Here is a 24,317-nt window from a genome sequence, read left to right as displayed (position 1 = left end):
GCGGTTTGGGTGCTTATTTCCTGCGCAGGTTACTGCTAATTATCCCCACCCTGTGGGCCATCATCACTCTCAACTTTTTTATTGTGCAGATAGCACCGGGAGGGCCGGTGGATCAGGCGCTGGCGAATATTCAATTCGGTCACAGCAGCATCATTCCTGGTGCTGGCGATAGTGGTAGTGGTGGCACACGCGGTGCGTTGAGCCGGGAAAATCCCGGCGACAGCCAGTATCGTGGCGCACGCGGCCTCGACCCGGAAGTGATTGCCGAAATCAAAAAACGCTATGGCTTCGATAAACCCATGTGGCAACGCTACGTGGAAATGCTGTGGAATTATGTCCGCTTTGATTTTGGCGATAGCCTGTTCCGCAGCGCTTCGGTATTACAGCTGATTAAAGATAGTTTGCCGGTCTCCATCAGCCTGGGGTTGTGGAGCACGCTGATTATTTATCTGGTGTCGATTCCGCTCGGTATCAAAAAAGCGGTACGTAACGGCAGCGCCTTCGATATCTGGAGCAGCAGCTTTATTATCATTGGCTATTCCATTCCGGCATTTCTGTTCGGCGTGATGCTGATCGTGCTATTTGCCGGTGGCAGTTATCTCGACTGGTTCCCGTTACGCGGCCTGACCTCACCCCAGTTTGATTCCCTGCCGTGGTACGGCAAGGTAACTGACTACCTCTGGCATATCACCCTGCCGGTGCTGGCAACGGTGATTGGCGGTTTTGCCACACTGACCATGCTGACCAAAAACTCGTTCCTGGATGAGATCCGCAAGCAATACGTGGTGACAGCTCGCGCCAAAGGGCTGGATGAAAAACGTATCCTCTACGGCCACGTCTTTCGCAACGCCATGCTGCTGGTAATTGCCGGTTTCCCGGCCACCTTTATCAGCATGTTTTTCACCAGTTCGGTGCTGATTGAAGTGATGTTTTCCCTCAATGGTCTCGGCCTGCTGGGCTACGACGCCACCATTCAACGCGACTATCCGGTGATGTTTGGCACGCTGTACATTTTCACGCTGATCGGCCTGCTGATGAATATTCTCAGCGATTTGACCTACACCCTGGTCGATCCACGCATTGATTTTGAGGGCCGCTGATGCGCTTGTCTCCATTGAACCAGCAGCGCTGGCAGCGCTTTCGCCATAACCGCCGGGGTTACTGGTCGTTATGGATATTTCTGGTCATTTTCCTGTTGTCGCTGGGAGCGGAGCTACTGGCGAACGATAAGCCACTGCTGGTGCATTATCAGCAACGCTGGTATGTCCCGCTGCTGTTTAACTACAGCGAAAGTGACTACGGCGGGGATTTTTCCACCCCGGCAGATTATCAGGATCCGTGGCTGAAGCAGCGTATTGATCAACAGGGATGGGCCATCTGGGCACCGATTCGCTTTAGCGACAGCACCATCAACTTTGCCACTCAGGTGCCCTTCCCTTCCCCGCCTTCAACGCAGAACTGGCTCGGCACCGATGCCAACGGCGGCGATGTACTGGCCCGCTTACTCTATGGCACACGAATTTCTCTGCTGTTTGGCCTGCTGCTGACGCTGTTCTCCAGCGTCATCGGCATCGTGATGGGTGCGGTTCAGGGTTACTTTGGTGGACGCGTCGATTTGGTGGGGCAACGTCTGATTGAAGTGTGGTCCGGTATGCCGTCGCTGTTTTTGCTGATTTTGCTTTCCAGTGTGATCCAGCCCGGTTTCTGGTGGCTGCTGCTGGTCACCGTGGTGTTTGGCTGGATGAGTCTGGTCAGCGTGGTGCGCGCAGAATTTCTGCGTGCGCGTAATTTCGACTATATCCGCGCCGCGCGCGCCCTCGGCGTCAGCGACAGCCGCATTATGCTGCGCCATATGTTGCCCAACGCGATGGTCGCTACCCTGACCTTTCTGCCCTTTATTCTGTGCGGATCCATCACCACGTTGACCTCACTGGATTTTCTCGGCTTTGGTCTGCCAGTCGGATCGCCTTCGCTGGGTGAACTGCTGTTGCAGGGAAAAAATAATTTGCAGGCACCGTGGCTTGGGCTGTCGGGCTTTTTTGCGCTGGCGATTTTGCTATCGCTGCTGATTTTCATTGGTGAAGCGGTGCGCGACGCCTTCGATCCAAGCCGGGGAAGCTGAATGAGCAATTTACTCACCGTCAATCATCTCGCCGTCGCCTTTCAGCAGCGTACCGTGGTGGAAGACATTTCGCTGCGGGTAGATGCGGGTGAAACCCTGGCGCTGGTCGGAGAATCCGGTTCCGGTAAAAGCGTCACGGCGTTATCGATTATGCAATTATTGCCTCAGCCACCCGTCACCTACCCGCGAGGCGAAATTCTGTTTAACGGACAGAACCTGCTGCAAGCCAGTGAGCGTTCGCTGCGCGGTTTACGCGGTAACCAGATGGCAATGATTTTTCAGGAACCGATGGTATCGCTTAATCCGCTGCATAGCGTAGAGAAGCAATTGTACGAAGTACTGTCGCTACACCGGGGCATGCGGCGTGAAGCGGCGCGGGCGGAAATTCTCAGCTGCCTCGATCGCGTCGGTATCCGCCAGGCGGCGACACGCCTGCAGGATTTCCCACATCAGCTTTCCGGTGGCGAACGTCAGCGCGTGATGATCGCCATGGCGTTACTGACACAACCTAAGCTGTTAATTGCTGATGAACCGACCACCGCGCTCGACGTCACGGTGCAGGCGCAGATTCTGCAATTGCTGCGTGAATTACAACGTGAACTGAATATGGGCATGTTGTTTATCACCCATAACCTCAGCATTGTGCGTCAACTGGCGCATAACGTGACGGTGATGCGCAATGGCCGTGAAGTGGAACATAACCGCTGCTCCACCCTGTTCAGCCAGCCGCAACATGCTTATACCCGCGAGTTACTCGCCGCCGAGCCAGATGGCCGACCGGCCCCCCTCAGCGACAGCACGCCATTGTTGCAGGTGAAGAATCTGCATGTCGGATTTCCCATTCGGCGCGGTCTGCTGAAACGCACCATTGCCGAAAAGATGGCGGTGCAGGATCTGAGCTTTACCCTGCGGCGTGGCGAGAGTCTGGGTCTGGTGGGTGAGTCCGGCTCCGGCAAAAGTACCACCGGGCTGGCGCTGCTGCGTCTGATCGCCGCTCGCGGGGAAATCTGGTTCGACAATCAACCGCTGCATCAGCTGTCGTCTAAACAGTTGTTGCCGCTGCGGGAAAAAATTCAGGTGGTGTTTCAGGATCCCAATTCCTCGCTCAATCCGCGCATGACGGTGCAACAGATCATTGCTGAAGGGCTGGCGGTTCATCGCCCGACACTGACCGCAGCAGAGCAGGAAGCGAAAGTGATTGCGGTGATGCAGGAGGTGGGGCTGGATGCTGAAACCCGGACACGCTATCCGGCAGAGTTTTCGGGAGGACAACGCCAGCGTATCGCTATCGCCCGCGCCTTGATCCTCGAACCACAACTGATGGTGCTGGATGAACCCACCTCGTCGCTGGACCGTTCGGTACAAAAACAGATCCTCAGCCTGCTACGCCGTTTACAGCAGCAGCATCAACTGGCTTATCTGTTTATCAGTCACGATTTGCAGGTGGTACGCGCCCTGTGCCATCAGCTGATTGTGCTGCGCCAGGGGGAAGTGGTGGAACAAGGAGAATGTGATGCGCTATTCAATGCACCGACGCAAGAATACACCCGTCAGCTACTGGCTTCGGCCCAGGGAGAAAGCCTGACTTAATGGCCGTCAAAGGTTTCGGCGATAGCCACACCCTGATTTTTCAGGCAGCAATTGGTGGCGCTTTCGTCACCGCGCTGGATCAGCAAACAGGGCTGTCCTTCACAATGGGCGATTTTGCATTCCACCTGAATCTGCGCCAGCGTATCCTGCAACTGGCGCAGGATTTCCATCGCCGGATGCCCATCATGACTGAGCAGGCGTAGTGCGACCAGATCCTGGTCATTTTCAGCATCGGCAGATTCCTGTCGCTCAATCTCACCAGCATGATCAACCGACCAGCGATAATGTTGCGGCAGACGATGCACAACCGAAAGTTGCAGCATAGATACGTAATCCCCAGAGACGTTAACATTCACGATTCACTGCGCACCCATGGTGAATCCCTTTCCTGGTTAACTCAGAATACGGACGTCAAGGCTTGCCTTCTCGTTTTAAGCACAAAACATATAGCAGATTTATTATTTGCGAGAATGCTCGCATTTATCGCTATATGTACCTTGTTCGGCGACAGTTAACAATCATTTTAGACGCAATGTGGTTACTTTTTTACTTATTAATTTTCACAATATGGAAACATCACACACGGGAAAGGGTTTGAGAATGGATGAAAATTGCCCGTAACGGCGCGATAAATCGCGCCGCCAGTGACGAAACCGCAGAGAGGATTCAGGCGATATTATGACGAGGTCGTGTAGCGTAACTGAACAACATAATAGAAACGGTGGCGCATAACGCAATGGTCGCGACCATCGGCCAGGCACTGCTGACGTTGACCATAGAAAGCAACGCCCCCACCAGCGCACCGACGCCGAAACGCAGCGTACCGGCCAGCGACGATGCGGTACCCGCCATATGCGGAAACTCATCAAGAATCACCGCCATCGCGTTGGAAGAAACCGTCGAGACACAACCGATAAACATCGCCACGCCCAGCACCAACGGCAGGAAACCCAGGTTGAGTGCACTCGCTACCAGCAGCCAGACGCCCATACAGAACTGAATGACCAACCCGATACGGAACATCGCCAGCGGACCAAAACGACGCACGGCGCGGCTGTTAATCAACGTCATCACAAACAGGAAAACCACGTTAAGGCCAAAGTAGTAACCGAAGTTCTGCGGCGAAACGTGGTTCACCTCGATATACACGAAAGGCCCGGCATTAAGAAAAGCGAACAACCCGGCAAACGAGAAGCCACTTGCCAGCATGTAACTGAAGGCGCGTTTATGTCGTACCAGCGCGACAAAATTCCCCATCGTGGTACGCAGATGAAAACGCTGACGCTGCTCAGGTTTGAGCGTCTCGCGGATCTGGGTCACCACCAGCACGGTGGTCACGATAGCCGCTATCGACAACGTCCAGAAAATGGCATGCCAGCTCCACAACAGCAGCAACCAGCCACCGATAATCGGTGCCAGCAACGGCGCAATGGTGGTAATCAACATGACGAACGACATCATGCGTGAGAATTCCTCTTTCGAGTAGCTGTCACGCATCAGGGCGTTAATCACCACGCTGGCCGCCGCTGCCGACAGGCCGTGCAGAAAACGCATGAAGATCAGTTGATCGATGGATTGCGATAACGCACACGCCGCCGCCGCACAGGCAAAAATCAGCGTACCAAGGGCGATCACCGGTTTGCGGCCATAGCTATCCGCCAGCGGTCCATACACCAGCTGACCAATGGCAAAGCCGAGAATATAAAGGTTAAGCGTCATCTGCACGCTGCCGGATGAAACGGCAAACTGACGTGCAATTTGTGGCATTGCTGGCAGATACATATCGATGGAGAGCGGCATCAACATCGCCAGCAATCCGAGGATAACCACTAACCCGACCGGTGAGTTCTTGTCCTTTGGCACCACGTGCTCCCGCTATTTCTGTTGTTTTAATTCGTCAGGTAAACCAATGCTCGCGACCTCTTCCCCGGTCAATTCACGGTACTCCCCTTCTTCAAGATCGGCATCGAGCGCGATAGCGCCGATACGTTCGCGATGCAGGGTCACCACATGATTACCCACCGCCGCAAACATGCGTTTCACCTGGTGATAACGCCCCTCGCTGATGGTCAGCAACGCTTCCTGCGGGCCGGTAATTTCCAGCGTCGCCGGTTTGGTCAGATCTTTTTCATTGTGCAGCTGGATACCCGCGGCAAAGGTGTCTACCAGCGCCGGAGCGAGTGGGGATTCAACCCCGACACGGTAGGTTTTTTCACAATGGTGACGTGGCGAAGTAATACGATGCGACCACTGGCCGTCATCAGTCAGCAGCACCAGACCGGTGGTATCAATATCCAGACGCCCTGCCGCGTGCAGCTTCCAGGCCATAGGTTCTTCAATAAAGAACAGGATGGTCGGGTGATCCGGATCATCAGTGGAGCAGACATAACCCTGCGGCTTGTTCAGCATGAAATAGCGCGGGCCATGCTGCTGAACCAGTGGATTACCGTCGTATTCCACTTCGTCATCCGGCAGCACTTTATAGGAGGTGTCACGCACCGTTTCGCCATTAATGGTGATTTTTTTTGCACGTATTTCACGTGCGGCAATGGCACGGCTGATTTCCAGTTGCTGAGATATGAATTTGTCGAGTCGCATGAATTCGCTTTGCCTGTTACTGCGGAGGGAAACTGAAACGGTGTTTTTATCCGTTGAAAATGTGAGGGCAGTATAGCCTGAACCATCGGCGGCTAACAGAGCTGATCCTGCGTTTCAGGCGCTTTCATGGCATAATGCGGGTCCGTTTCAGAAAAAAGTTTTGGCCCGATGTCTTTCACCCTGCGCCCCTACCAGCAAGAAGCGGTTAACGCGACCGTTGCTCACTTCCGCCAGCATGCGACACCCGCAGTGATTGTGCTGCCCACCGGGGCAGGAAAAAGCCTGGTGATTGCCGAACTGGCACGACTGGCGCGCGGGCGCGTGCTGGTGCTGGCGCATGTCAAAGAGCTGGTGGAGCAGAACCACAGCAAATATCAGGCATACGGACTGGAAGCCGATATCTTCGCCGCGGGATTACAAAGGAAACAAAGCGAACGCAAAGTGGTGTTTGGCAGTGTGCAGTCGGTGGCACGCAACCTCGATCGTTTCGACAGTGCCTTTTCCCTGGTGATCGTCGATGAATGCCACCGCATCAGCGATCACAGCGAAAGTCAGTATCAGCAACTTTTCACCCATCTGCGCCAGCATAATCCGCAGTTGCGGCTGCTGGGGCTGACGGCTACCCCATTCCGCCTGGGTAAAGGCTGGATCTATCAGTTTCATTATCATGGAATGGTGCGCGGCGATGAAAAGGCGCTTTTTCGTGATTGCATCTATGAATTGCCGCTGCGCTATATGATTAAGCATGGCTTTCTGGTACCGCCAGAACGGCTGGATATGCCGGTGGTGCAATACGATTTCAGCCGCCTGATGCCGCAAAACAACGGTCTGTTCAGCGAAGCCGACCTGAATCGGGAACTGAAACAGCAGCAGCGCGTTACGCCGCACATTATCAGTCAGATCGTGGAGTTTGCCGACGATCGCCGTGGCGTGATGATTTTTGCCGCCACCGTCGAGCACGCGCGTGAGGTGTTAACGCTGTTGCCGGAAAATAGCGCTCTGGTCTCGGCCGAAACGGCGGTGAAAGAACGCGACCGTCTGATTAACGCCTTCAAGGCGCAGCAACTGAAGTTTCTGGTGAACGTCGCGGTGCTGACCACCGGTTTCGACGCCCCCCATGTCGATTTGATTGCCATTCTGCGCCCCACCGAATCTGTCAGCCTGTATCAGCAAATCGTCGGACGCGGCCTGCGCCTTTCCCCCGGCAAAACCGACTGCCTGATCCTCGATTACGCCGGTAACCCACACGATCTCTTCACGCCTGAAGTGGGTGCACCCAAAGGGGCCAGCGATAATCAGCCGGTGCAGGTTTTTTGTCCCGCCTGCGGCTTCGCCAACACCTTCTGGGGCAAAGCCACTGCTGATGGTCATGTGATTGAGCATTTTGGCCGCCGTTGTCAGGGGGTGCTGGAAGACGACGACGGGCAGCGTGAGCAATGTGATTATCGCTTCCGCTTCAAAAGCTGCCCGGATTGCGGTGCCGAAAACGATATCGCGGCGCGTCGTTGCCACCAGTGCGACAAGGTGCTGGTTGATCCCGATGATATGCTGAAGGCCGCGCTGAAACTCAAAGATGCCCGTGTGCTGCGCTGCGGCGGCATGACGCTGACGCAGGGACGTGATGAGAAAGGCGAATGGCTGAAGGCGACTTATTATGATGAGGATGGTCTGGACGTCAGCGAACGTTTTCGCCTGCACACGCCCGCGCAACGTAAGGCATTTGAACAACTGTTTATGCGCCCCCATCAGCGCGCACCGGGTGTGCCACTCGGATGGCAGACCGCCAGCGATGTGGTAGCTCTGCAACCATTATTACGTCATCCTGATTTTGTCGTGGCGCGTGCTAAGGGCCATTTCTGGCAAGTCCGCGAAAAGATATTTGATTATCAGGGCCGTTTTCGTCGGGCCAATGAACTGCGTTGACCCACGGAATCATTTGCCCGTGCGGCGCTTAGCGGCTATAATGCCGCCCGCTTTTGCATTCGCAATGGCGTTTGAATAATCGTTCTGTTGCTGGGTCGCCTGTAACAGGAATCAACGAAGAGATATTAAGATGTTTACTATCAACGCAGAAGTACGTAAAGAGCAGGGTAAGGGTGCGAGCCGCCGCCTGCGCCACGCTAACAAGTTCCCGGCCATCGTTTATGGCGGAACTGAAGCACCGGTTTCTATCGAACTGGATCACGACTCAGTCATGAACATGCAGGCTAAAGAAGGCTTTTACACTGACGTTCTGACCATCGTTGCTGACGGTAAAGAAATCAAAGTTAAAGTTCAGGCTGTACAGCGTCACCCGTTCAAGCCGAAACTGCACCACATCGACTTCGTTCGCGCTTAATCGCCTGACGAGTTGAAGAAAAAACGCCGCATCTGCGGCGTTTTTTTATGGGCGGAAATCAGTTGCCGCCGGTGCGACGTTGCAGCTGATCGCGCAGATTAGGCGGCGTGCCTTTGATGGTCAGCGTATCCGTCGTCGGATCCCAGAAAATACGCTCACCCAACAGCATGGCGTCGAAGTTCAGGGTTAACCCACCACCGCTGCCGGCAAATTTAGTCAGCTGACGTAAGGTGCTGCGATCGGCAGGAAAATGCTCTTCCAGCTCGTAGCCTTGCTCTTGGGTAAACGCCTGAAAAGTCTTTTCGCCCAGCGGCGGCAGTTCGCTGGAAAGGTCTTCCAGCGCAATTTCCTCACCGGCCTGCAGCTGATCGTTACAATAGCTGTAAACCTGCTGACGGTAATTCTGGCGTTCATTTTTATCGAGATTCGATTCCGCACAATAATCATCCACCGCCTGCAATAAGCCGCGGTTTTGTGCTTTGGTATCGAGGCCCACGCTGGCACCGAGGAAATCCATAAAGAAGTCGGCAACTTTACGCCCTATCCGTCCGCGCAAAAACGTCAGATAACGGGTCGATTCCGGGTTAGTTTCCCATTCGGTGAGGTCAATGCGCGCGACGATATCGGCATGATTAATATCGAGATAGTGTGTGCTGCTGATATCCAGTTCTTCGTTAACCCGCATGCTGGACTGGCTGTTCAGCACCGCAACCAGCAGGTATTCCACCGCCAGATAACGATAATGGATAAACAGCACGATACCGCCTTCAGCAAAGGAATATTTGCCGAGTTCATCGCGCAGACGCCCGGTCGCCGCCCGGCTAAAGGCGAGAAAGTCATCTTCCCCTTTGCGGCAATTACGCAGCGCAGCGGCCAGTTCGCTCTCTTCATCGAACAACCCATAGGCTTTGTTCTTGGCGCTGTACACCCGATGCAACTCTTCTGCCATCTCCTCAACCGCTTTGGTGGCAGGCAGCAGGGTATCACGCAGCACCAGCTCAAGCTGGTTCTCATCACGTTTCACTAACTGATGCAGGGCAATCTGGTCGATATCCAGACTCATGATAGACTCTCCTTTAAGCACAGGCGCGTATTCAAACACCGCACGCCGCTGCTTTCAACTCCATACACAACACGAACATTTCGCGTTTGATAAAATTGCGGAAAAAATCGCGTTGTTACGGTAATATACCGCCTTTTGATACTTGATTAGTCGACGATATGCCACAATCATCCCGTTACAGTGACGAACGCGTGGAGAAACTCCTCGCGCAAATGGCGCAGATTCTTGAAAAAGACAAAGCGCCAACCGACCTTTCCCTGATGGTACTGGGGAATATGGTAACCAATTTGATCAACACCAGCGTTTCTCCGGCACAGCGCCGCAGCCTGGCACGATCTTTTGCCGATGCGTTGCAAGCGTCGGTTCGCGATGACAACGCCCATTAATTTGCAGATTTGACCTTATAATATGGTAACCAACCGGCAGCGCTACCGTGACAAAGTCTCCCAGATGATCAGCTGGGGGCATTGGTTTGCCCTGTTTAATATTCTCTTCGCATTAGTTTTAGGCAGCCGCTACCTGTTGGTTTCCGACTGGCCAGCGTCGCTGGCTGGTCGTATCTATGCCTATACCAGCTGGATTGGCCACTTTAGCTTTCTGGTATTTTCCGTTTATCTGCTGGTGATCTTCCCGCTCACCTTTGTGGTGATGTCGCAGCGATTGCTCAGGTTCCTTTCAGCGATCATCGCCACCACAGGGCTGACGCTGATTATGGTCGACAGTGCGGTATTCAACCGCTTCCATCTCCATCTCAATCCGGTGGTGTGGGAGCTGGTGATAAACCCCGACCAAAGTGAGATGGCGCGCGACTGGCAGCTGATGTTTATCAGTGTACCGGTGATATTTCTGGTTCAGATGCTGTTTGCCACCTGGAGCTGGCAGAAGCTGCGCAGCCTCAACCGTCGTTCGTTTGGCAAACCGCTGGCAGCGCTGTTTATCTGTGCGTTCTTCGCCAGCCATCTGCTGTATATCTGGGCTGATGCCAACTTCTATCGTCCGATCACGATGCAGCGCGCTAACCTGCCACTTTCCTATCCGATGACGGCGCGACGTTTCCTTGAGCGTCACGGTCTGCTGGATGCGCAGGCTTATCAGCAGCGTCTGGTGCAGCAAGGCGATCCGGAAGCGTTATCGGTGCAATATCCGTTAAGCGATATCACCTTCCGCGATGGTGGTACACGCCATAATTTGCTGGTGCTGACGGTGGATGGCCTGAATAACGCCAACGTGGAAAAAGCGTTACCGTCGCTGAATCAGTTCGCTACTGGCAACGTGCGCTTTACGCAGCACTACAGCGCCGGAAACCAGCCTGAAAAAGGCTTGTTTGGCCTGTTCTACGGCATCTCATCAAGCTATATGGATGGGGTACTGGCAGCACGTACGCCTTCCACATTACTCAGCGCGCTGAACAGCCAGGGTTATCAGTTCGGGTTGTTCTCCTCCGATGGCTTTAATCAGCCGTTATATCGTCAGGCACTGCTGGCGGACTACTCCCTGCCCGCCATGGACAGCCAGCCGAATAGCGCGACCGTCGCCCAATGGCAAAACTGGCTCAACGGGCAGAAGGACAACAGCACCCCCTGGTTCTCCTGGGTGGCACTGAATGGCGTCACCGTCACTGGCGATAGCCTAAAAGCGCAACAGCGTAGCTATTTACGTCAGGCTGCGGGTGTTGACGCGCAAATCGCCGCTGTACTGCAAACCCTGCAACAGCGCGATTTACTGAAGAATACCGTAGTGGTGATTACCGCTCAGCGCGCCATTGCGCTGGATGGTGATGACAACAATCCGGGCAACCGCGCTACCCTGCAGGTGCCGCTGGTGGTGCACTGGCCGAATACGCCAGCGCAGACTATTGACCGCCTCACCGATCAACAGGATGTGATGGCGACATTGATGCAACGTCTGCTGCATGTGCGGACTAACCCGGTGAACTATTCTCAGGGTGAAGATCTGTTCGCCGCTCAGCGCAGCCATAATTGGGTAGCAAGCAGCGAAGATGGCAGGCTGGTGGTGACCACACCGGACATGACTCTGGTACTGAACAATAATGGCAGCTACCGTGCATACGATGCACAGGGTAAAGCGCTGAAGGATCATAAACCGCAACTGGCGTTGTTGTTGCAGGTACTGACGGAAGAGAAGCGCTTCATCGCAAACTGATTAAATATGAGGCAGTTAAACCGCTCACATCTTGCAATCGTGCGCGGAAACGGTAGTATATGCCTCCACGTTCGGCACGTAGCGCAGCCTGGTAGCGCACTGTCATGGGGTGTCAGGGGTCGGAGGTTCAAATCCTCTCGTGCCGACCAAAATTCCCAAAAAAAAAGCAGCCATTTACGGCTGCTTTTTTATTGCCTGAATATCGTGATGGCAATACCGTGGTCCTGCATGCTAACCTTTACGCCCCTAATTTCCCTTCCATGCGTTGACCAGGATATACGAAGAAGAACAGGACATGATTAATACGATAAACGCAAACTATAATGTTAAATTCTATTTCTTAATCGCCTTTTTCATATTAATAGGCTACAGCCCGATATATCTCTCAAATTATGCTTTTTCTGATGACTGGTTTTACATATATGCATCAAATACGGACCCCAATAGCATATTAAAGTGGGATGTTTTATCTGGCAGGCCATTGTATGGTTCTTTTCGTTATCTTTTTTCATTTTTTATTGACGATGTTAATAGCCTTATCGTTCTGAGAGTATTTTCACTCCTGTCACTGATTGCTCTGGGATGTTATCTCTATTATTTCACCAGCAAACGTCAGATTCTTGAGAATAACCTGCAGCGCTTCACTTTCAGTACGATGCTATGCCTGCTGCCTTCGTTTCAGGTGTACACGGCCTGGTCGGTATGTTTCCCTTACGTACTTTCCGTCATTTTTTCTGGCCTGAGTTATACCTGCCTTACCAGCCACAGAACATCATTAAGCAGATTATTATTATCAGCGATCTTTATCTCGGCTTCTTTTGCCATTTATCAGCCTGCTGGCATGAGCTTTTTATTCTTTGCGATGATTGACTTTTGTCTGTCAAAGCGAGTGGTTGATCGTAAGATTTTCATCAGGACGATATTGATGTTAGGCTTTGGTATGTTCAGCGCACTGCTGTTTGCCAAAGCACTGCCGTACTGGCTTTACCATGACATTCTGGCCAGAACGAATGTAACTCTGGAGTTTGGAAAGAAATTATTGTGGTTCATTAAAGAACCGCTAAAAAACGCCATTACCAATTATGACTTAGGCAGAACGTTATTTTCTGTCATCCTCTCACTCGTTATTATGGGTATTGGTATCGCTGCCATGACAAAACATGGCAGAAACAAACCTTATTTGTTTGCCTTTTTCGTGCTTGCATCCGGATTACCAAACTTACTGGTCAGTGAGAGCTGGGCAGCGTATCGCACCATCGTCGCCATTGCATTGATCACCACGGCAGTATTCATCGTTGGCCTATTGACGATTTTTAAGAACATCAGATACCCGCAAATACCTTATATTATTTTCATCTTACTGACGGTATTTGCTAGCAACCAGAATATCCGCAATGGTTTTTCTCTACCTCAGCAGGAAGAATATCATCTGTTCAACGCTGAAGTCCTGAGAACTGTTCCTGCAGAATTCAAAGGTGAGTTGTATTACAGCATCAACTCAGATAATTTACCGAGAGTTGCAAAATCCACTAAATATGATGAGTTCGGTGCCCTTTCATTAGGCATGCCCTGGACATTTGCGGGCATGGCGTATTCAGCCAGAAAAGAGCACGCGATGAATTATGTCATTCCAGCTGCGCCGGTGATTGGCCTCAACAACACTTGTACTGAGCCTTGTCTGGTCATCAATGCCAGCGCCGTGCTAAATCATGGTGTGAAATAACTCATTAGCCTTAAATCAAATTTCGCTATTTTACACCACCAGGGTATCACCCTGGTGGTGTTCCAGCTCCAATCCGGTGCTACAAATCAAAAATCACCCCTCATTCACCCAAATCCGCATCTCCCCTGCTCCACGATTCGCCCAGCTAAACCACGGAATAAACGTTAAGGTCTGAGTTTGCCGGGTGGAAGGTGCACGATCATAATGCCAGAGCAATTGCTGCTCAGGCTCATGAGAAGTGTGCTTGCTGCCCTCAGCCTGAATGAGCACCTTATGCGCAAACAACCCTTTACCCTCAAAAGTCGTGAAGGTGGCGGAGTCAGACAACCACAGGTTATGCAGCTGCTCGCCGTTATCCGCCTGTTCCAGACAATACACCAGCGGACCGCGTTGAATCGCCACTTTGCCTGCGACGTGACGTACCAGCGGATTGCCATACACACGGCGTACCGGCATGGGCAATGTCAGCGTCAGGGTGTCGCTTTCCACCCAGAGCCGATTGATATGCAGATAACCTTTGCGGATGTCATGCGCTACCGCCACGCCATTAAGCGCCACCTGCGGCGCATCGCACCAGTCCGGCAAACGCAGAGCCAGCGTATGCCGCACCGGCTGCGCTGAATCGATAGCGATGGTCACATTTTCCTGCCACGGGAAGTTGCCGCTGATACGCAGGCGTAGCGTTTGTTCGCCTACCGGCACTTCCACGCTATTGCCGACATAAAGATTGATGTAAAGCGCATCCTCGCGCGGTGTATAGATATAGTGCCCCAGCGAGGTCAGCACGCGGGCGATATTCGGTGGACAGCAGGCGCAGCCGAACCACCGCTGGCGTACCGGTTTAACATGATCGTAGATATGGTTAAAACTGAGGGTCTTAGGATGTACTTCCAGCGGATTGACGTAAAAGAAATGTTTTCCATCCAGCGCCATCCCTCCCAGCACGGTGTTATATAACGCGCGTTCCATCACATCGGCGTACTGGCTGTCGGCTTCCATCTCCAGCATACGCCGGGCAAACATCATCAGGCCAATCGAAGCACAGCTTTCGGCATAGACGCTGTCGTTCGGTAAATCGTAATCGCTGCTGAAGGCCTCCCCGCTGCTTTGCGAGCCGATGCCGCCAGTGATATACAGCTGGCGCTGCGCCATGTTATGCCACAGACGCAGGCAATCCTGCCGTTTCGCTTCATCCTGGCTGAGTCTTGCCAGATGTGCCACGCCAGTCATCAGGTAGACGAAGCGTACCGCGTGACCAATCGCCGTCTGTTGTTCCGCAATGGGTTGATGAGCCTGACTGTAGGCCTTGTCTTTTACCATCCATGCCGGGCCGTAAGTATTCCAGTAGGATGTTTCGCCCCGCTTTTGATACTCAATATCGTAGAAATGCGGCTGCGTGCCGCGCTGTTCGACAAAGTAGTTCACCAGCGTCATATAGCGCGGTTCCTGGGTTACCTCATGTAAACGCATCAGCGCCAGTTCAATTTCCGGATGTCCCGGATAGCCATGCAGCTGTGTGTCCCCCGGACCAAAGACGCTATCAATATGGTCGGCAAGTTTGCAGACCACCTCCAGCAAGCGGCGTTTGCCCGTGGCCTGAAAGAAAGCCACACCGGCTTCAATCATATGTCCGGCGCAGTAAAGTTCATGGCATTCGGCGAGATTGGTCCAGCGATCCGCTGGCGCTTTGACCGTGAAATACGTGTTGAGATAGCCATCGTCACACTGGGCGGCTGCCACCAGTTCAATCACCTCATCTGCGGTTTTCTCCAGCTCCGCGTCGGGTTTCTGACACAAAGACCAGGCGACAGCCTCCAGCCATTTCGCCACGTCACTGTCCTGGAACACCATGCCGTAAAACTCCCCTTGTTGCAGTCCAGCGGCAATTCGGAAATTTTCGATAGCATGGCTGGGATCAGCTTCCGCGATGCGGTCATTGAGCGCATCCCACTGATAAGGGATCACTACATCGCGTACCAGTTGCTGGTACTGGCCGAGGAACGGGTCGCTGATTTTGAGTTTATGCAGGTTAACTTCCATCACAGACATTATGGTCTCCTTAAGACTGAACATGGCGGACGCGCAGGTCACTGGCAATGCGTGCCATCATCGGATTATTAAGTTTGCAGGCACGAATGCTGAACGCCAGCAGCAGGTGAAATAAGGCGGGTAGCAGGGTTTCCATGGTGGTAATTCCCTGCAGTGAAGCGGCGGTCTGATTACCGGCACCTGGCTGGTAGGCCACGAAGATAAACACCAGGCTGATGATCCCGGCACTGGAAGCCCAGGCGAGCTTGATACAGAACAGGTTGAAGGCAAAGTTCATCCCCGACGAGCGCACGCCGGTTTTCCACTCACCGTAATCATCGGCAAACGCCATCAGCGCAAAATGCAGCGGCAGCGTAAAGCCGAGGATAATGCCGTTACCGAGGATCACCGCCAGCCACAGCGTCTGCCACGCCGCGCCAGTGGGCAGCAACCACATCAAAACCGCCAGGGCCGCCAACACAATATTGGTGCGATAGTAAAGTTTGACGGTATCGATGCGTTTTGACAGCGGGCTGACGATGACTGAGCCAAGAATCGAGGCAAAGGTCACCATGGTGAAAAATAGCGAGGTATAGGCAGTGCTGCCCTTCAGCACATAGGTGATGAAGTACATATAGCCACCACCACGGATGTTAAACACATTAATCAGCAGGAAGGACATCAGCAACATCAGCAACAGTTGGTCGTTGCGGCGTAACCCGGCCAGATGTTGCCGCAGGGTAAATTTGCCCATGCTGTCCAGCGGTACGCGCTCACGCACCCAGAAGAAGCAGCAAAGAAACATCACCACCGCCACCGTGCACAGCAGCCCTACGCCCGCCTGATAGCCGAGTGCGGCATTACCTTTACCCAGCGCCGACACCAGCCACGGCAGGCCAACGGAGACCAGAAAACCCGCCACGCCACACAACACAAAACGCCATGACTGACAGGAAAGCACTTCCGTATGGCGGGTGGTCATGGTGTTGATCAGCGCACAGTAAGGCACGTTAATCGCCGTGTAGCTGATCGAGAGCAGCAAATAAGTCCCGAATGCCCAGGCGATTTTCATGTTCATGCTGACATCAGGGACGGTAAAAGTCAGTACGCCAATGATGCCAATCGGCACCGCAATCCACAGCTGCCAGGGGCGGAAACGTCCCCAGCGGCTCTGGGTGCGGTCGGCGATGATCCCCATGATCGGATCGGATACCGCATCAAACACGCGCAGAGCAATAAACAAGGTTCCGACCAGTGCCGGAGTCAGGCCAAAGACATCGGTATAGAAAAACGTGAGAAAATTCATAATCAGGCAGGTGATCACCGTGCCACCGGCGTCCCCCAGCCCATAACCGATTTTCTCGCGCATCGACAGCACATCGCTGGTGGCCTGCTGCGTCAGCTCGGTTTGCGTAATCGGGGTAGAAGTCATCGAAAACTCCTCGTCAGGGTCAGAGTACATTACCCGCATCATGGCGGGCTTATTTACAGGTACCTGACTCATTCTGCCTGCAATCTGGCAACCAACAAGGGAACGGAAAAGTATAAAAACAGGGTAATTCCGACCTGATAGCTGAAATGTGAACTGGATCGGGCATCGCCTCACTTTATGATTAATAATCAGGCACAAAGTGATTTTATGGTCACCAAAAAGCAGGAAATTGAATATCGATGTTCGAATTATCCATAGCGTTTCCGATTCAGGTGCAAAACGGTGGTTTGTTTATTTCCCGTGGCGTGGGAAGCCATCCGGCGCGCACCCTGTCCTCCTGGGAAGTCATCTTTGTCGAGCGTGGCGAGCTGCAAATTCGTGAAGAGGATCGGTTGTTTTCCGTACAGGCGGGTGAAAGCCTGCTGCTGAGACCCGGATATCGGCACGTCGGGGAAGGAACATTTCCGCCAGATCTGAAATTCTACTGGCTGCATTTTGAATGGCTGAAAGGAGCCAGGGAAACCGGGTTGCATCAGGCGCTGTTAACTCTTCCCCAGCACACCCGCGTTGGCGATCCACAATACGTTATTGCGCTGTTTCGGCAGTTTCTTAGCGAACAGGAAAACATTCATCGCAGTATCGCGCTGGAGTGCATTTTGCTGCTGATTCTGCAACAAATCGCTGCCCCAGGCCCGCAGGAAAGCGCCGATGACAGCCCCGGCGTCGCCCTGGCATGGAAAGCGCATCAGATCATCCGCAGCCGATTCCATCTGCCGCTTTCCACTGCGGTGCTGGCAAAAGAGCTGCACTGCAATGCCGATTATCTTGGCCGGGTTTACCGCCGGACATTTCGCCTGACGCTGACGGAAGCCATCCACCGCCAGCGCGTCCTGGCAGCAGAAAAGCTGCTGATCAGCAATTCATTGTCGTTAACCGAAGTGGCCCGACAGTGCGGGTTCAGCGATACCAGCTATTTTCGGCAAATCTTCCGTAAACATACCGGCCTGACGCCAGCAGGCTGGAAGCAACGCTACTGTAAAGAGCACATTAATTCCTGATATTTCGTCTCATCCCTGTAATGCAAAGTAGCGTTGTGGCGTCAGTCCCAGCGTTTTACTAAACATGGCAATCAGCGCACTGCCGTTACAATATCCCAGCTGGCTGGCAATCTCCTCCACCGCCATCCCCTGTGACAGCTGGTTGATTGTCGTTGTAATGGTTAACTGCTGACGCCATTGCGCGAAGCTTAGCCCGGTCTCCTGACGAAACAAGCGGGACAGGGTTCGCGGGGTGATCCCAGCCTGATTGCCCAGGCTCTCCAGCGTAGCGTTATTGCCTGGCTGCTGTAGCAATGCCCCGGTTATCGTCAACAGTCGCGGCTCTTTCGCTACCGGCAAGCAACTGACCTGCGCCGATTGTGCCTGGCTTAATTCATTGAACAGCAACGCCAGGATGAGCAGATTGCGCCGCTGATGCTGGGGTAAATCATCCAGTTCGGTTACCAGCTGATGGACGAGACGGGTGATTAGCAAAGGGCAAAGTGCCTCAATACATTTTTTCTCACCCGCATCGGTCAGATATAAATTATGAGTCTGCGTCCCTGCCTGCGCATGGGTTTGATGCGTGAGCCCGGAGGGGATCCATAACGCGCGGTAAGGGGGTAAGGTCCAGCTTGCCTCGGCGGTATGGATAGTGACCGCCCCACTGCTGCAATATGTCAGCTGCGCCGTGGCGTGTGAATGCCAGGCCTGTGCCTGCTGGCGCGTGTAGAAATAGGACACGACAGAAGGAGCCGGAGTTAACATCTGCGGTTGCAGCTGCGGAATTTTACTTTTCAGTTTGAGTGCGCTATTCATTTCACCACCTGCCATCACCTCTCCCCCGCCTGATACCCGAAAATTTCGCCACTATTTATCGATTGCGACAACCTTTGTCACTTTTTCAGGGTGATTTCTCAGAACACAGAATAACAGACAGCCACCATCTTTTAATAAGAAATAAAATCATTATCATTCGCCTTCTCCTGGTCGGGATTGCCCGTTACGCTGCTGGTGCAGCTTTTGTAACGCGAGTCAAAAAAGCCTTATCCAGACAAACTTTTATGTGGTGAGCATTTATTTAACTTATTAAGAGATAGGGAAAATTGATGTGCAAGATGACAGGCATGGGTAAGGGTCCATTCGTACTGAGTGCGCTTGCGTTAGTGTTGATGGCTGCTAAAGTCAGCGCAGCAGATCAGCAAATGGTGGTGACGGCCAGCCAGGCTGCCCGGCAATCGACAGATGACACCAGCGTGGTATCCACCAGCAGCACCAGCGCGACCAAAACGGCAACACCGAAAATTGAGGTGCCGCAATCAGTATCCAGCGTGACGCGTAAGCAGATGGATCTACAGGCAGCGCAGACCACGGCTGAAGCCTTGCGCTACACCTCCGGTGTGGTGTCAGAGATACGTGGCGCATCCAGCAACGGCGCGAGTTATCTGTTCAGCCGCGGCTTCTATCTGGAACAATTTCTGGATGGTGCCAGAATGCCGAGCGACAGCAGCTTCGGTTATGCGATTGCCAATTATGATACCTATGGCTTTAGCAACATTGAGGTGCTGCATGGACCAGCCTCGGTGTTATATGGCCAGGTCAATCCCGGCGGCGTGGTCAATCTGACCAGTAAAAAACCCACGGCAACGCCAGTAAACGAGGTGTTTGTTACCGCAGGGAGCCACGACCATCTGCAAACCGGTTTTGATGTCGGTGGCAAAGCCAACGACGATGGCACCCTGCTGTATCGCCTGACAGCCAGCGGCACCGACAGTAAAACTCAGGTTGACGATACGCGGCAAAAGCATGTGTATGTCGCGCCCGCACTGACCTGGCAACCCAACGAGGATACCTCGCTGACGGTGCTGGCCAAGTATCAGCGTGATCCGGATATCGGTTATTACAACTTTGTTCCGGCAGTCGGCAGCGTATTCGGCACGGCGAACGGTAAGATCTCGCCACATACCAACCTCGGCGATCCCAACTTTGATCATCATTCACGTACCCAGTTCTCCGTGGGCTATGAATTCTGGCATCGCCTGAATAACACCCTGATGATGCGGCAAAATGTGCATTACAGCGATGTGAAAGATAACCTCGAAAATGTCTTCACCAACGGTTACGCCAGTGGTTCCAGCCGCGTGCTCAACCGTTATGCCTTCTTCAACCATGAACAGGCGAAAACCCTTTCAGTAGATAACCAGCTGGAAGCCGATTTCGATACCGGCGCGATCTCGCACCAGTTGTTGTCAGGTGTTGATTTCCAGCGGGTGCTGTATCGCGAAACTGTGGGACTGGGGGCTGCGCCAACCCTGGATGCCTTTGCGCCAGACTACAGCGCCGTCACCATGCCCAACACCACGTCAGACGATCATATCCGTCAGAAACAACTGGGCGTTTATACCCAGGATCAGATGCGATTTGGCAACTGGAGTTACCTGCTGGGGATGCGTGAAGACTGGGCGCATGCTGATGACGTTAACCCGGTAACAGATTCCTCTACCGAACAATCTGCCCGTGCCTTCACCTGGCGCTCCGGGCTGGTTTATCAGTTTGATAACGGCATTGCCCCGTATGTCAGCTTTGCTAAATCCTTTAATCCGCAGGTCGGTACGCTATATGGCGGCGGCATGGCAAAACCCACTACGGCCAACCAGTATGAAGTGGGGGTAAAATATCAGCCGACCGGCTTTAACGGCTTTATCACCACGTCCTGGTTTGATCTCACTGAAAAGAATGTGCTAACCAGCGATCCGCAACATTCGGGCTATAACACGCAGGCCGGACGCGTCAGATCGAAAGGTGTCGAGGTGGAAGCGCACGCCAACCTGACGCCTTCACTGACGCTGATCAGCGCCTATACCCGGCTGAACGCGGTCACCATTGATTCCAACGACAGCGCCACCACGCTGGACGGCGGCACTACCTCACTGGAAGGCAAACGCCTGTGGGGAATACCACGCAATACGGCATCCGCCTGGCTGGACTACACCTTCCATCAGGGGGTGATGCAGGGATTTGGTGTCAACGCGGGTGTTCGTTACATCGGAGCCAGTGAAGATACGTCAAACACCATTCGTGTGGCCTCCGCCACCGTGATGGATGCGGGTATTCAGTTACGATACCGGTGATCATTGGTTGTTTAGCCTGAACGCCAGCAACCTGCTTGACCGCCATTATGTCGCCTCGTGCTATAGCGCCACGACCTGTACCTATGCCGATGGCGCAAACGTACTGGCCAGCGCACGCTACCGCTGGTAATGGCATGAGAAGACGTACGTTTTTACAGTGGTTCGCGTTGCTCTCCCTGGTGGGGAGCACGCGTTATGTGAGTGCGTCTTCACTCCCGGCCCCACGTCTGGTGGTACTCGACTGGGGGCTGGTGGAAACGCTACTGGCGATAGGTGTGATCCCGGCTGGCGTGGCAGAAATCGAGGGTTATCACGACAACGTGGTGGAACCACGCATTCCCGCCGAGGTGCCGGATGTCGGCCTGCGCCTGACTCCCAATCTGGAGTGGTTACAACAGTTAGTGCCGGATTATATCCTGATCAATTCCAGCCAGGAGTCGCAGCGCGAAATCCTTGAGCGCATCGCTCCGGTGCGGGCATTCACCATTTACAGCGACACAGGGACACCCTGGCAACACGCCATCGAGGCCACCCGCCAGCTGGGTGAACTGTGTCACCGCCAGTCCGCTGCCGCGCAGCTGATAAGCGGTGCCGCAGAAACCTTACGCCAGGCAGCATCAGGCCACGCAACCGACTTAACCGTTTTCCTTATCCGCTTTTTCGATGCCCGCCACATCGGTGTCTATGGTCAGCGCAGCCTGTTTCAGGACGTTCTCACCGCCATGAAAATTAACAATGGCTGGCAGCGAGAAACTGATTACTGGGGAATCAGCGTCGCTGGGCTGGATAGCCTGGCCCCGGCCACTCAGGCACAGATTCTTTATTTCACCCCGTTACCCGCCAGTATGCCGCACGGCCTGGCGGATAATGCCTTATGGCAGGCGCTACCTGCGGTGCAGGCAGGCCATAGCGCGCCATTACCCGCCTTTTGGGGATTTGGCATGCTCCCCTCCGCCATGCGTTTTGCCCGGCAACTGTCCGCAGCACTCAGAGATCGGTCCGCATGAAACCCCTGAACCTGCGCGCCCGGATAATATTGCTACTGGCGTTACTGCTGCCATTGCTGTTGTTGAGTCTGCATAACTTTGCCCAGTTGCTGCCGATGCCAGCGCACTCTATCCGGCAACTGATCGTTTTGCAGGGATGGTTACCGCGTCTGGTGATCAGCCTGTTGTGTGGGGCAGCGCTGGGGTTGGCGGGTCTGCTGTTTCAGCAAACGCTGCGTAACCCGCTGGCAGAACCGATGACGCTGGGAGTGGCTGCCGGTGCCCAGCTCGCGCTCTCACTGGTAACGATATTTCTCCCGCACTGGCTGGTGGCAGGGACGCAAACGGTGACGCTGATCGGGGCGATCACTGCCGCCGGGCTGGTACTGGTCCTTTCAGCCTCACGTGGGCTGGAGCCTTCGCGGGTGGCGATTGCCGGTTTGGTGGTGAGCTTATTCTGTGGTTCAGTGATCACCGTGCTGCAATTGCTCTACGCCCCTTATCTGCACAGCCTGTTTATCTGGGGAGCCGGTTCGCTGGTCCAGGCGGGCTGGGGATCGGTACGTCAGTTGGCCGGGCAGTTGCTGGTTGGCTGGCTGCTGGCGTTACTATTACGGCGTCCGTTGCAGCTACTGGGCCTCGGTGAACTGCACGCCAGCAGCCTCGGACTACGCACCCAATATGCCAGGCTGGCAGGATTTGCTCTGGCGGTGCTGCTGACCGCCGCAGTGGTCAGTGCGGTCGGGGTCATAGGTTTTGTCGGGCTGGCAGCCCCTGCCCTGGCACGGTTGATCGGCGCACGTCGTCAGCTGCACCAGTTGCTACTGGCCCCGCTGTGTGGCGCGCTATTGCTGTGGGGTACCGATCAGGCCGTCCAGCCTTTTGCCAATGCGCTGGGGGAATTGGTACCCACCGGAGCGGCCACCGCGCTGTTTGGTGCTCCGCTGATACTGTGGTTACTGTTCAGGTTGCGCACTACGTCCATGCCGCTGGCCCCGGTGTCTGCGGGTGCTGGCGAGTCGATCCACACAGACCACCGTGTCTCCCCTCTTAGCCTCGGTTTGTTTGTGCTGCTGGCGCTGTGTCTCCTGCTATCGGTGTTTTTTGGTCGCTCCCCCAGCGGCTGGGCGTTCACACCACTCTCGCATCTGACAGCGCTGTTGCCATGGCGTGTACCCCGTGAGGTGGCCGCCTGTGCTGCCGGGATGATGCTGGCCGCAGCCGGGGTGTTACTGCAACGATTAACCGGTAACCGGCTGGCAAGCCCGGAAATGATGGGAGTGAGTGCTGGCGCTGCTTTGGGGATGCTGGCATTGACTCTGATGGTGGGAAGCACATCACATGCGCTGCGTCTTGGCGTTACCACGGGTGGGGCGTTGGTTACGTTGCTGATCATTTTATCTTTTTCCCGCCGTCATCATTTTTCCCCGGATCGCGTTTTGCTGGCCGGCGTGACCATCAGCGCGCTGTTCCAGGCATTGGTGGCGACGGTCATCGCAGCCGGTGATGAACGCGCCATCACCTTGCTGAACTGGTTATCCGGCTCGACTTACTCGATCATGCCGCGCGATGCAGAAGTCGCGGCAGGGATGGCGCTGATATTAAGTGTACTGACGCTGTTTTTCCGGCGCTGGCTGAGCATTCTACCGCTGGGTGCAGCCTGTGCCGCCTCCGTCGGCGTCACTCTGGCGCAGGCCCGCCTGCTCACCCTGACCTTTATCGCCATGCTGACGGCATCGGCAACCTTGATCGTCGGCCCGGTATCCTTTGTCGGCCTCACCGCTCCGCATATTGCGCGCCTGCTGGGTGCGCGGCGTCCGGGGCAGCAACTCCTGCTTGCCCTGCCCAGTGGCGCGTTAATGATGGTAGTGGCAGATTGGGCCGGGCGCACCTTGCTGGCCCCACGCGAACTCCCCGCCGGACTGGTCGCCACCCTGCTGGGCGCACCTTATATGATGTGGCTACTTACCCGGCGTGGTGAGAGATCATAAGAGAGGGTGTTACGCCTGCTTATCTGCTCGGATCCGTAGCGGCGCGATTTATCGCGCTATTATCAGCTGCGCCTCTGCCAAAAGCGCGCAATAAATTGCGCCGCTACGACCTGGT

20 protein-coding genes and 1 tRNA gene are annotated in these 24,317 nt (G+C 54.3%); 14 read left to right on the top strand and 7 right to left on the bottom strand.

Annotated features, from left to right (window positions below):
* Positions 1-5 precede the first annotated feature (5 nt).
* The 3 genes from PW844_RS00540 to yejF are packed head-to-tail and all read left to right on the top strand — an operon-like array spanning position 6 to position 3,712.
* On the top strand, positions 6-1,100 hold the full coding sequence (locus tag PW844_RS00540) for a microcin C ABC transporter permease YejB (protein WP_299445454.1): 1,095 nt from the start codon (positions 6-8) through the stop codon (positions 1,098-1,100).
* On the top strand, positions 1,100-2,122 hold the full coding sequence (locus tag PW844_RS00535) for an ABC transporter permease (RefSeq protein WP_299445452.1): 1,023 nt from the start codon (positions 1,100-1,102) through the stop codon (positions 2,120-2,122). Before PW844_RS00540 ends, PW844_RS00535 begins: the two co-directional genes overlap by 1 nt.
* The gene (yejF, locus tag PW844_RS00530) at positions 2,123-3,712 is read left to right on the top strand and encodes a microcin C ABC transporter ATP-binding protein YejF (protein ID WP_299445450.1); all 1,590 of its coding nucleotides are present in this window, start codon (positions 2,123-2,125) and stop codon (positions 3,710-3,712) included.
* Here yejF and PW844_RS00525 read toward each other — a convergent pair.
* The 3 genes from PW844_RS00525 to rsuA form a co-directional block, all read right to left on the bottom strand.
* Positions 3,709-4,035 (bottom strand): hypothetical protein, encoded by a 327-nt coding sequence (locus tag PW844_RS00525; protein WP_084876074.1) that lies wholly within the window; start codon positions 4,033-4,035, stop codon positions 3,709-3,711. The genes yejF and PW844_RS00525 overlap by 4 nt on opposite strands.
* Positions 4,036-4,378: 343 nt before the next feature.
* Positions 4,379-5,575: a Bcr/CflA family multidrug efflux MFS transporter gene (locus PW844_RS00520; RefSeq protein ID WP_299445447.1), complete on the bottom strand. Its 1,197-nt coding sequence runs from the start codon at positions 5,573-5,575 to the stop codon at positions 4,379-4,381.
* 12 nt (positions 5,576-5,587) lie between these two features.
* Complete coding sequence (gene rsuA, locus PW844_RS00515) at positions 5,588-6,310, bottom strand: 16S rRNA pseudouridine(516) synthase RsuA (RefSeq protein WP_299445445.1); 723 nt, start codon at positions 6,308-6,310, stop codon at positions 5,588-5,590.
* A gap of 168 nt (positions 6,311-6,478) precedes the next feature.
* Here rsuA and PW844_RS00510 point away from each other — a divergent pair, with 168 nt between their 5' ends.
* Both PW844_RS00510 and rplY read left to right on the top strand, forming a co-directional pair.
* A complete protein-coding gene (locus tag PW844_RS00510; protein ID WP_299445443.1) occupies positions 6,479-8,233 on the top strand; it encodes a DEAD/DEAH box helicase family protein in 1,755 nt (584 codons plus the stop codon).
* Positions 8,234-8,363: 130 nt separating this feature from the next.
* Positions 8,364-8,648, top strand: coding sequence for a 50S ribosomal protein L25 (gene rplY / locus PW844_RS00505; protein WP_084876077.1), 285 nt, complete (start codon positions 8,364-8,366; stop codon positions 8,646-8,648).
* A gap of 58 nt (positions 8,649-8,706) precedes the next feature.
* On the opposite strand, the gene yejK is transcribed toward rplY, so the two are convergent.
* Entirely contained in the window at positions 8,707-9,711 is a 1,005-nt protein-coding gene (gene yejK, locus PW844_RS00500; protein WP_299445440.1) for a nucleoid-associated protein YejK, read from the bottom strand.
* Between the two features lie 158 nt (positions 9,712-9,869).
* Between yejK and PW844_RS00495 the strand changes: the two genes are divergently transcribed.
* The 4 genes from PW844_RS00495 to PW844_RS00480 all read left to right on the top strand — a co-directional run bounded on the left by PW844_RS00495 (position 9,870) and on the right by PW844_RS00480 (position 13,597).
* On the top strand, positions 9,870-10,097 hold the full coding sequence (locus PW844_RS00495; RefSeq protein WP_084876079.1) for a YejL family protein: 228 nt from the start codon (positions 9,870-9,872) through the stop codon (positions 10,095-10,097).
* 22 nt (positions 10,098-10,119) lie between these two features.
* A complete protein-coding gene (gene yejM, locus PW844_RS00490; protein WP_299445437.1) occupies positions 10,120-11,874 on the top strand; it encodes an LPS biosynthesis-modulating metalloenzyme YejM in 1,755 nt (584 codons plus the stop codon).
* A gap of 72 nt (positions 11,875-11,946) precedes the next feature.
* Positions 11,947-12,023 (top strand) — tRNA-Pro (locus PW844_RS00485).
* Between the two features lie 146 nt (positions 12,024-12,169).
* The gene (locus PW844_RS00480; protein WP_299445435.1) at positions 12,170-13,597 is read left to right on the top strand and encodes a hypothetical protein; all 1,428 of its coding nucleotides are present in this window, start codon (positions 12,170-12,172) and stop codon (positions 13,595-13,597) included.
* Between the two features lie 93 nt (positions 13,598-13,690).
* Here the strand turns inward: PW844_RS00480 and PW844_RS00475 are convergent, their stop codons facing one another.
* Complete coding sequence (locus PW844_RS00475) at positions 13,691-15,646, bottom strand: glycoside hydrolase family 127 protein (protein ID WP_299445433.1); 1,956 nt, start codon at positions 15,644-15,646, stop codon at positions 13,691-13,693.
* Positions 15,647-15,656: 10 nt separating this feature from the next.
* Positions 15,657-17,057: an MFS transporter gene (locus PW844_RS00470; RefSeq protein WP_299445431.1), complete on the bottom strand. Its 1,401-nt coding sequence runs from the start codon at positions 17,055-17,057 to the stop codon at positions 15,657-15,659.
* Between the two features lie 239 nt (positions 17,058-17,296).
* Between PW844_RS00470 and PW844_RS00465 the strand changes: the two genes are divergently transcribed.
* The gene (locus PW844_RS00465) at positions 17,297-18,115 is read left to right on the top strand and encodes an AraC family transcriptional regulator (protein ID WP_299445429.1); all 819 of its coding nucleotides are present in this window, start codon (positions 17,297-17,299) and stop codon (positions 18,113-18,115) included.
* A 9-nt stretch (positions 18,116-18,124) separates the two neighbouring features.
* Here the strand turns inward: PW844_RS00465 and PW844_RS00460 are convergent, their stop codons facing one another.
* Complete coding sequence (locus PW844_RS00460; RefSeq protein WP_299445427.1) at positions 18,125-18,913, bottom strand: helix-turn-helix transcriptional regulator; 789 nt, start codon at positions 18,911-18,913, stop codon at positions 18,125-18,127.
* A gap of 290 nt (positions 18,914-19,203) precedes the next feature.
* On the opposite strand from PW844_RS00460, the gene PW844_RS00455 reads away from it, so the two are divergent.
* Genes PW844_RS00455 through fhuB form a run of 4 tightly spaced genes read left to right on the top strand, consistent with a single transcriptional unit; the run spans position 19,204 to position 24,202 of the window.
* Positions 19,204-21,225, top strand: coding sequence for a TonB-dependent siderophore receptor (locus tag PW844_RS00455; protein ID WP_299445425.1), 2,022 nt, complete (start codon positions 19,204-19,206; stop codon positions 21,223-21,225).
* Positions 21,226-21,232: 7 nt separating this feature from the next.
* Positions 21,233-21,355 (top strand): hypothetical protein, encoded by a 123-nt coding sequence (locus tag PW844_RS00450; protein WP_299445423.1) that lies wholly within the window; start codon positions 21,233-21,235, stop codon positions 21,353-21,355.
* 4 nt (positions 21,356-21,359) lie between these two features.
* Positions 21,360-22,232 (top strand): ABC transporter substrate-binding protein, encoded by an 873-nt coding sequence (locus tag PW844_RS00445; protein ID WP_299445421.1) that lies wholly within the window; start codon positions 21,360-21,362, stop codon positions 22,230-22,232.
* Positions 22,229-24,202 carry a Fe(3+)-hydroxamate ABC transporter permease FhuB gene (fhuB, locus tag PW844_RS00440; protein WP_299445419.1) on the top strand — a complete coding sequence of 658 codons (1,974 nt, stop codon included), beginning with the start codon at positions 22,229-22,231 and terminating at the stop codon, positions 24,200-24,202. The genes PW844_RS00445 and fhuB overlap by 4 nt, the downstream gene beginning before the upstream one ends.
* The last annotated feature ends 115 nt before the right edge of the window (positions 24,203-24,317 follow it).

It is taken from the genome of Pantoea sp., assembly GCF_028283705.1.
GTDB lineage: Bacteria > Pseudomonadota > Gammaproteobacteria > Enterobacterales > Enterobacteriaceae > Pantoea.
The sequence above is the reverse complement of the archived record's forward strand: the minus strand, read 5'-3'. Positions and strand labels throughout refer to the sequence as shown.

What these genes read in the sequence shown, in the direction of transcription:
- fhuB (WP_299445419.1), top strand. Translation starts at nt 22,229, where the DNA reads ATGAAACCCCTGAACCTGCGCGCCCGGATAATATTGCTACTGGCGTTA.
- PW844_RS00470 (WP_299445431.1), bottom strand. Translation starts at nt 17,057, where the DNA reads ATGACTTCTACCCCGATTACGCAAACCGAGCTGACGCAGCAGGCCACC.
- rplY (WP_084876077.1), top strand. Translation starts at nt 8,364, where the DNA reads ATGTTTACTATCAACGCAGAAGTACGTAAAGAGCAGGGTAAGGGTGCG.
- PW844_RS00480 (WP_299445435.1), top strand. Translation starts at nt 12,170, where the DNA reads ATGATTAATACGATAAACGCAAACTATAATGTTAAATTCTATTTCTTA.
- PW844_RS00535 (WP_299445452.1), top strand. Translation starts at nt 1,100, where the DNA reads ATGCGCTTGTCTCCATTGAACCAGCAGCGCTGGCAGCGCTTTCGCCAT.
- PW844_RS00525 (WP_084876074.1), bottom strand. Translation starts at nt 4,035, where the DNA reads ATGCTGCAACTTTCGGTTGTGCATCGTCTGCCGCAACATTATCGCTGG.
- yejM (WP_299445437.1), top strand. Translation starts at nt 10,120, where the DNA reads ATGGTAACCAACCGGCAGCGCTACCGTGACAAAGTCTCCCAGATGATC.
- PW844_RS00455 (WP_299445425.1), top strand. Translation starts at nt 19,204, where the DNA reads ATGTGCAAGATGACAGGCATGGGTAAGGGTCCATTCGTACTGAGTGCG.
- PW844_RS00475 (WP_299445433.1), bottom strand. Translation starts at nt 15,646, where the DNA reads ATGTCTGTGATGGAAGTTAACCTGCATAAACTCAAAATCAGCGACCCG.
- yejF (WP_299445450.1), top strand. Translation starts at nt 2,123, where the DNA reads ATGAGCAATTTACTCACCGTCAATCATCTCGCCGTCGCCTTTCAGCAG.
- rsuA (WP_299445445.1), bottom strand. Translation starts at nt 6,310, where the DNA reads ATGCGACTCGACAAATTCATATCTCAGCAACTGGAAATCAGCCGTGCC.
- PW844_RS00465 (WP_299445429.1), top strand. Translation starts at nt 17,297, where the DNA reads ATGTTCGAATTATCCATAGCGTTTCCGATTCAGGTGCAAAACGGTGGT.
- PW844_RS00510 (WP_299445443.1), top strand. Translation starts at nt 6,479, where the DNA reads ATGTCTTTCACCCTGCGCCCCTACCAGCAAGAAGCGGTTAACGCGACC.
- PW844_RS00460 (WP_299445427.1), bottom strand. Translation starts at nt 18,913, where the DNA reads ATGAATAGCGCACTCAAACTGAAAAGTAAAATTCCGCAGCTGCAACCG.
- PW844_RS00445 (WP_299445421.1), top strand. Translation starts at nt 21,360, where the DNA reads ATGAGAAGACGTACGTTTTTACAGTGGTTCGCGTTGCTCTCCCTGGTG.
- yejK (WP_299445440.1), bottom strand. Translation starts at nt 9,711, where the DNA reads ATGAGTCTGGATATCGACCAGATTGCCCTGCATCAGTTAGTGAAACGT.
- PW844_RS00495 (WP_084876079.1), top strand. Translation starts at nt 9,870, where the DNA reads ATGCCACAATCATCCCGTTACAGTGACGAACGCGTGGAGAAACTCCTC.